At 62.6% G+C, this 7,666-nt stretch carries 10 protein-coding genes; all 10 read left to right on the forward strand.

Annotation, left to right across the window (positions count from 1 at the left end; translation table 11 throughout):
- Nucleotides 1-25 precede the first annotated feature (25 nt).
- Nucleotides 26-2,098, forward strand: a complete 2,073-nt coding sequence (gene fusA, locus IVB32_RS17260; RefSeq protein WP_026233180.1) for an elongation factor G — start codon at nt 26-28, stop codon at nt 2,096-2,098.
- 40 nt (nt 2,099-2,138) lie between these two features.
- The gene (gene tuf / locus IVB32_RS17265; RefSeq protein ID WP_018456453.1) at nt 2,139-3,329 is read left to right on the forward strand and encodes an elongation factor Tu; all 1,191 of its coding nucleotides are present in this window, start codon (nt 2,139-2,141) and stop codon (nt 3,327-3,329) included.
- An 82-nt stretch (nt 3,330-3,411) separates the two neighbouring features.
- Entirely contained in the window at nt 3,412-3,720 is a 309-nt protein-coding gene (rpsJ, locus tag IVB32_RS17270; RefSeq protein WP_002712302.1) for a 30S ribosomal protein S10, read from the forward strand.
- Between the two features lie 53 nt (nt 3,721-3,773).
- Nucleotides 3,774-4,487: a 50S ribosomal protein L3 gene (rplC, locus tag IVB32_RS17275; protein ID WP_007603016.1), complete on the forward strand. Its 714-nt coding sequence runs from the start codon at nt 3,774-3,776 to the stop codon at nt 4,485-4,487.
- Between the two features lies 1 nt (nt 4,488).
- Nucleotides 4,489-5,109, forward strand: coding sequence for a 50S ribosomal protein L4 (rplD, locus tag IVB32_RS17280; RefSeq protein ID WP_247336076.1), 621 nt, complete (start codon nt 4,489-4,491; stop codon nt 5,107-5,109).
- The gene (locus IVB32_RS17285; protein WP_007603019.1) at nt 5,106-5,408 is read left to right on the forward strand and encodes a 50S ribosomal protein L23; all 303 of its coding nucleotides are present in this window, start codon (nt 5,106-5,108) and stop codon (nt 5,406-5,408) included. Before rplD ends, IVB32_RS17285 begins: the two co-directional genes overlap by 4 nt.
- A 12-nt stretch (nt 5,409-5,420) precedes the next feature.
- Entirely contained in the window at nt 5,421-6,254 is an 834-nt protein-coding gene (rplB, locus tag IVB32_RS17290; protein ID WP_007611609.1) for a 50S ribosomal protein L2, read from the forward strand.
- 12 nt (nt 6,255-6,266) lie between these two features.
- The gene (gene rpsS, locus IVB32_RS17295; protein WP_007603021.1) at nt 6,267-6,545 is read left to right on the forward strand and encodes a 30S ribosomal protein S19; all 279 of its coding nucleotides are present in this window, start codon (nt 6,267-6,269) and stop codon (nt 6,543-6,545) included.
- 10 nt (nt 6,546-6,555) lie between these two features.
- Nucleotides 6,556-6,942: a 50S ribosomal protein L22 gene (rplV, locus tag IVB32_RS17300; RefSeq protein WP_007603022.1), complete on the forward strand. Its 387-nt coding sequence runs from the start codon at nt 6,556-6,558 to the stop codon at nt 6,940-6,942.
- Nucleotides 6,943-6,960: 18 nt separating this feature from the next.
- A partial coding sequence (rpsC, locus tag IVB32_RS17305) for a 30S ribosomal protein S3 (protein WP_247410780.1) occupies nt 6,961-7,666 on the forward strand: 706 nt, incomplete at its 3' end.

Below are 7,666 nucleotides of genomic sequence, written 5' to 3' on the forward strand. Positions count from 1 at the left end.
ACACACGGAATCTAAGGAACACTCCATGCCCCGCGTTCATGCCATAGAGAATTACCGCAACTTCGGTATCATGGCGCATATCGATGCCGGCAAGACCACGACCACCGAGCGCATTCTCTATTACACCGGCAAGAGCCACAAAATCGGCGAAGTGCACGAAGGTGCCGCGACGATGGACTGGATGGAGCAGGAGCAGGAGCGCGGCATTACGATTACGTCGGCCGCGACCACCGCGTTCTGGGAAGGCAAGCGTCTCAACATCATCGACACTCCCGGCCACGTCGACTTCACCATCGAAGTCGAGCGCAGCCTGCGCGTGCTCGACGGCGCCGTGTGCGTGCTCGACTCGAACCAGGGCGTCGAGCCCCAGACCGAGACGGTCTGGCGCCAGGGCGACAAGTACAAAGTTCCGCGCATCGTCTTCGCCAACAAGATGGATAAGACCGGCGCTGACTTCTACAAGTGCATGCAGGACATCGTCGACCGCCTCGGCGCAAAGCCGATCGCGATCCAGCTTCCGATCGGCTCCGAGAACAACTTCAAGGGCCTGGTCGACCTCGTTCGCATGAAGGGCGTGGTCTGGGAAGAAGAGAAGCTCGACGCCAAGTTCGTGGACATCGATATTCCCGAGGACATGGTCGAGAAGGCCAAGGAATATCGCGAGAAGTTGTTGGAAGCCGCCGTCGAGCTCGACGACGAAGTTCTCGCCGCTTACCTCGACGGCAAGGAGCCCGATGAGCCGACGTTGAAGCGCTTGATCCGCAAGGCCGTGCTGACTGGCGCGTTCTTCCCGGTATTGTGCGGCTCGGCGTTCAAGAACAAGGGCGTGCAGCCTCTGCTCGACGCAGTCGTGGATTATCTGCCGTCGCCGGTTGACGTGCCCGCCATCAAGGGCGTCGATGAAGACGGCAACGAGGTCGTTCGCCTGCCGGACGATAAGGAGCCGCTGGCTCTGTTGGCCTTCAAGATCATGGACGACCCGTTCGTCGGCACCATCACCTTCTGCCGCATCTATTCCGGCACGCTGCTGTCGGGCACCGGCGTCATCAATTCGACGCGCGACCGCAAGGAGCGCATCGGCCGCATGTTGCTGATGCATGCGAACAACCGCGAAGACATCAAGGAAGCCTATGCCGGCGACATCGTCGCACTGGCTGGCCTGAAGGAAGCGCGCACCGGTGACACGCTGTGCGATCCCGACAAGGCGGTGATCCTCGAAAAGATGGAATTCCCCGAGCCCGTCATCGAGATCGCGATCGAGCCTAAGTCCAAGGCCGACCAGGAAAAGCTGGGCGTGGCGCTGGCGAAGCTCGCCGCGGAGGATCCGTCCTTCCGCGTGTCGACCGATCAGGAGTCCGGCCAGACCATCCTCAAGGGCATGGGCGAGCTCCATCTCGACATCAAGGTCGACATTCTCCGCCGCACCTACAAGGTCGATGCCAACATCGGCGCGCCGCAGGTGGCGTTCCGTGAGCGCGTCACCAAGAGGTCCGAAGTCAAGTACACCCACAAGAAGCAGACCGGCGGTACCGGACAGTTCGCGGAAGTGTCGATCATCGTGGAGCCGAACGAGCCCGGCAAGGGCTACGAGTTCGAGTCCAAGGTCGTCGGCGGTGCGGTGCCGAAGGAATACATCCCCGGCGTCGAGAAGGGCATCAACAGCGTGCTGAGTTCCGGCGTGGTCGCGGGCTTCCCCGTGGTCGACGTCAAGGTTCAGCTCGTCGACGGCAAGTATCACGACGTCGATTCGTCGGCGCTCGCCTTCGAAATCGCATCGCGTGCTGCATTCCGCGAAGCCTTGCAGAAGGGCAAGTCCGTCCTGCTCGAGCCGATCATGAAGGTCGAAGTGGTGACCCCGGAAGATTACACCGGCTCCGTCATCGGCGACCTGAATTCGCGGCGCGGTCAGATCCAGGGTCAGGACATGCGCGGCAACGCCAACGTCATCAACGCGATGGTGCCGCTCATGAACATGTTCGGTTACGTGAATAACCTGCGCTCGATGAGCCAGGGTCGCGCAACCTTCACCATGCAGTTCGACCACTACGCAGAAGCGCCGGCCAACGTGTCGGCAGAAGTCCAGAAGAAGTTTGCCTGATTGTCGTCGGTCTCGAACTGACGATTGAACGGAGAGTCAAATGGCCAAAGCAAAGTTTGAACGTAACAAGCCGCACTGCAACATCGGCACCATCGGTCACGTCGACCATGGCAAGACGTCGCTGACCGCGGCGATCACCAAGGTCCTCGCCGAAGCCGGCGGCGCGACGTTCACCGCGTACGACCAGATCGACAAGGCGCCGGAAGAGAAGGCGCGCGGCATCACGATCTCGACGGCGCACGTCGAATACGAGACCAAGAACCGCCACTACGCGCACGTCGACTGCCCCGGCCACGCCGACTACGTGAAGAACATGATCACCGGCGCCGCCCAGATGGACGGTGCGATCCTGGTCGTGTCGGCCGCCGACGGTCCGATGCCGCAGACCCGCGAGCACATCCTGCTCGCCCGCCAGGTCGGCGTTCCCGCGCTCGTCGTGTTCCTCAACAAGTGCGACATGGTCGACGATCCGGAACTGCTCGAGCTCGTCGAGCTCGAGGTCCGCGAGCTGCTCTCGAAGTACGAATTCCCGGGCGACACCATCCCGATCATCAAGGGCTCGGCGCTTGCCGCCCTCGAAGATTCCGATAAGACGCTCGGCCATGACGCCATCCTCGAGCTGATGAAGCAGGTCGACGCTTACATTCCGCAGCCGGAGCGTCCGGTCGATCTGCCGTTCCTGATGCCGGTTGAAGACGTGTTCTCGATCTCGGGCCGCGGCACCGTCGTGACCGGCCGTGTCGAGCGCGGTATCGTCAAGGTCGGCGAGGAAATCGAGATCGTCGGTCTGCGCGCCACGCAGAAGACCACGGTCACCGGTGTCGAAATGTTCCGCAAGCTGCTGGATCAAGGCCAGGCCGGCGACAACATCGGTGCGCTGCTTCGCGGTACCAAGCGCGAGGACGTCGAGCGCGGCCAGGTGCTGTGCAAGCCGGGTTCGGTCAAGCCGCACACCAAGTTCAAGGCTGAGGCCTACATCCTCACCAAGGAAGAGGGCGGCCGCCACACTCCCTTCTTCACCAACTACCGTCCGCAGTTCTACTTCCGCACCACCGACGTGACCGGTGTCGTGCATCTGCCGGAAGGCACCGAGATGGTGATGCCGGGCGACAACATCGCGATGGAAGTGCACCTGATCGTGCCGATCGCGATGGAAGAGAAGCTCCGCTTCGCGATCCGCGAAGGTGGCCGCACCGTCGGCGCCGGCGTCGTCGCCTCGATCATCGAGTAATTACGAGAATAGGGATCGGCGAATAGCGAATGTGACATTCGCTATTCGCTATTCGCCACCCCATTGAAGAAAGACCACGGCAATGAACGGCCAAAACATTCGCATCCGTCTCAAGGCGTTCGACCATCGTATCCTCGATACGTCGACCCGCGAGATCGTGAACACGGCGAAGCGCACCGGCGCGCAGGTCCGCGGACCCATTCCGCTGCCCACCCGCATCGAGAAGTTCACCGTCAACCGTTCGCCGCACGTCGACAAGAAGAGCCGCGAGCAGTTCGAGATGCGCACTCACAAGCGCCTGCTCGACATCGTCGATCCGACCCCGCAGACCGTCGATGCTTTGATGAAGCTCGACTTGGCCGCCGGTGTCGACGTCGAGATCAAGCTCTAAGATTTTTGGATCACGTTCGCCACTAGCGGACAGAAAGAACAGGAAGCACGCCGATGCGCTCCGGAGTGATCGCACAAAAGGTCGGGATGACGCGGGTCTTTACAGAGGCCGGCGAACATATCCCCGTGACCGTGCTGAAGCTCGGCAATTGCCAGGTCGTAGGCCACCGCACCGAAGAGAAAAACGGTTATGTCGCGCTCCAGCTTGGTTCTGGCAGCCGCAAGACCGTGTACATGCCCAAGGCGGAGCGCGGCCAGTTCGCGGTCGCGAAGGTCGAGCCGAAGCGGCAGGTCGAGGAATTCCGCGTCTCCGCGGATCAGATGATCCCCGTCGGTGCCGAGATCCTGGCCGACCACTTTGTCGTCGGTCAGTTCGTCGACGTCACCGGTACTTCGGTCGGTAAGGGTTTTGCCGGCGGTATGAAGCGCTGGAACTTCGGCGGTCTGCGCGCCACTCACGGCGTCTCGGTCTCGCACCGTTCGATCGGTTCGACCGGTGGCCGTCAGGACCCGGGCAAGACCTGGAAGAACAAGAAGATGCCCGGTCACATGGGCGTCGACCGCATCACCACGCTCAACCTTCGGGTCGTCCAGCTCGATGTCGAACGCGGTCTGATCCTCGTCGAAGGCGCCGTTCCCGGCTCCAAGGGCGGCTGGATCCGCGTGCGCGACGCCGTCAAGAAGCCGCTGCCTAAGGAAGCTCCGAAGCCCGGCAAGTTCAAGGTTGCTGGCGAAGCGGACGCTGCTCCGGCTGCGCAGGAGGCGTGAGATGGAATTGAAGGTCACGACCCTCGAAGGTAAGGAAGCCGGCTCGGTCCAGCTTTCCGACACCATTTTCGGCCTCGAGCCGCGCCAGGACATCATTGCACGTTGCGTGCAGTGGCAGCTCAACAAGCGCCAGGCCGGTACGCACAAGGCCAAGGGCCGCGCCGAGATCTGGCGCACCGGCAAGAAGATGTACAAGCAGAAGGGTACCGGTGGTGCTCGTCACGGCTCGGCCCGGGTGCCGCAGTTCCGCGGAGGTGGCCGTGCCTTCGGTCCGGTGGTGCGTTCGCACGCCACCGACCTGCCGAAGAAGGTCCGTGCGCTCGCCCTCAAGCATGCGCTCTCGGCCAAGGCCAAGGACGGCGATCTCATCGTGATCGACAAGGCCGCGCTGGAAGCTGCCAAGACCAAGGCGCTGCTCGGTCATTTCTCCGGTCTGGGTTTGACCAACGCGCTGATCGTCGACGGCGCCGAGCTCAACAACGGCTTCGCCGCTGCGGCCCGCAACATCCCGAACATGGACGTGCTGCCGATCCAGGGCATCAACGTCTATGACATCCTGCGCCGTCGGAAGCTTGTTCTGACCAAGGCCGCCATCGATGCGCTGGAGGCGCGCTTCAAATGACGAAGAACATCGAGCCTCGCCACTACGACGTGATCCTGTCGCCGGTCGTGACCGAAAAGGCCACGATCGCCTCGGAGCACAACAAGGTGCTGTTCAAGGTGGCCGCCAAGGCGACCAAGCCGCAGATCAAGGAAGCGATCGAGAAGCTGTTCGACGTCAAGGTCAAGAGTGTCAACACGCTGGTCCGCAAGGGCAAGACCAAGATCTTCCGTGGCAATCTCGGCTCGCAGTCGAACTCCAAGCGCGCGATCGTGACTCTCGAAGAGGGTCACCGGATCGACGTGACCACCGGTCTGTAAGGTCGTACGACGATGGCACTGAAGACATTCAATCCCACGACGCCGGGCCAGCGCCAGCTGGTCATGGTCGATCGTTCGGCCCTCTACAAGGGCAAGCCGGTCAAGGCGCTCACCGAAGGCAAGCACTCCTCCGGCGGCCGTAACAACACCGGTCGCATCACCGTGCGCTTCCGCGGCGGTGGTCATAAGCGAACGTTGCGTACCGTCGATTTCAAGCGCGACAAGGTCGATGCGCCCGCGACGGTCGAGCGGCTGGAGTACGATCCGAACCGCACCGCATTCATCGCGTTGGTCAAGTACGAAGACGGCACCCAGGCCTATATCCTGGCGCCGCAGCGTTTGGCCGTCGGTGATTCCGTCGTCGCCGGCAACTATGTCGACGTGAAGCCGGGCAATGTCATGCCGCTCGGCAACATGCCGGTCGGCACGATCATCCACAACATCGAGGTCAAGATCGGGAAGGGCGGCCAGCTCGCCCGTTCCGCGGGCACCTATGCCCAGCTCGTCGGTCGCGACCAGGACTACGTGATCATCCGCCTGAACTCGGGCGAACAGCGCCTGGTGCACGGCCGTTGCCGCGGCACGATCGGCGCGGTGTCGAACCCGGATCACATGAACACGTCGATCGGCAAGGCCGGCCGCAACCGTTGGCTGGGCCGCAAGCCGCACAACCGCGGCGTTTCGATGAACCCGATCGACCATCCGCACGGCGGTGGTGAAGGTCGTACCTCGGGCGGCCGCCACCCGGTTACTCCGTGGGGCAAGCCGACCAAGGGCAAGAAGACCCGCTCCAACAAGTCGACCAACAAATTCATTCTCCTAAGCCGCCACAAGCGGAAGAAGTAAGGAACGCCGGACATGGTTCGTTCAGTCTGGAAAGGCCCGTTCGTCGAGGGTTCTCTGCTCAAGAAGGCAGATGCCGCGCGCTCGTCCGGCCGTCACGACGTCATCAAGATCTGGAGCCGTCGCTCGACGATCCTGCCGCAATTCGTCGGCCTGACCTTCGGCGTCTACAACGGTCAGAAGCACGTGCCGGTGGCCGTCAACGAGGAAATGGTCGGTCACAAGTTCGGCGAGTTCTCGCCGACCCGCACCTTCCATGGCCACTCCGGGGACAAGAAAGCCAAGAAGGCTTGAGGATTAAACGATGAGCAAACCTAAGCGCGAACGGAGCCTCGCCGAGAACGAGGCCAAGGCGGTCGCCCGGATGCTGCGGGTGAGCCCGCAGAAGCTCAACCTGGTCGCCCAGCTCATTCGCGGCCGGAAGGCGGCTGCTGCGCTCGCCGACCTGCAGTTTTCGCGCAAGCGGATCGCGGTTGACGTGAAGAAGTGCCTGGAATCGGCTATTGCCAACGCCGAGAACAACCACGACCTCGACGTCGACGATCTCGTCGTGGCGCAGGCCTTCGTCGGCAACGGCCTCGTGATGAAGCGCTTTGCCGCCCGCGGCCGTGGCCGTTCGGGCCGTGTCTACAAACCATTTTCACAGCTGACGATCATCGTTCGTCAGGTCGAAGCCGCAGCAGCGGCTTAAGGGACGCAGGAGAACACGATGGGTCAAAAGATCAATCCGATCGGTCTGCGTCTCGGCATCAACCGGACCTGGGATTCCCGCTGGTACGCCGGCAAGCAGGAATACGGCAAGCTGCTGCACGAGGACGTCAAGATTCGTGAGATCCTGCACAAGGAGCTCAAGCAGGCAGCCGTTGCCCGCATCGTGATCGAGCGTCCGCACAAGAAGTGCCGCGTCACCATCCACTCGGCTCGTCCGGGCGTGGTGATCGGCAAGAAGGGCGCCGACATCGACAAGCTGCGCAAGAAGGTCGCGGACATCACGGCGTCCGACGTGGTCATCAACATCGTCGAAATCCGCAAGCCGGAGCTCGATGCGACGCTGGTGGCCGAGTCGATCGCGCAGCAGCTGGAGCGCCGCGTGGCGTTCCGCCGCGCCATGAAGCGCGCCGTGCAGTCAGCGATGCGTCTCGGTGCGGAAGGCATCCGCATCAACTGCTCGGGACGTCTGGGCGGCGCGGAAATCGCGCGCATGGAGTGGTACCGCGAAGGTCGCGTGCCGCTGCACACGCTGCGCGCAGACATCGACTACGGGGTTGCGACCGCGTTCACGACCTTCGGCACCTGCGGTGTCAAGGTCTGGATCTTCAAGGGCGAGATCCTCGAGCACGATCCGATGGCCCAGGACAAGAGAATGGCCGAAGGTGAGACTGGTGGCGGCGGCGATCGCGGCGGCCGGCAGCGCC

The sequence above is a fragment of the Bradyrhizobium sp. 23 genome (assembly GCF_023073295.1).
Lineage (GTDB): Bacteria > Pseudomonadota > Alphaproteobacteria > Rhizobiales > Xanthobacteraceae > Bradyrhizobium > Bradyrhizobium canariense_D.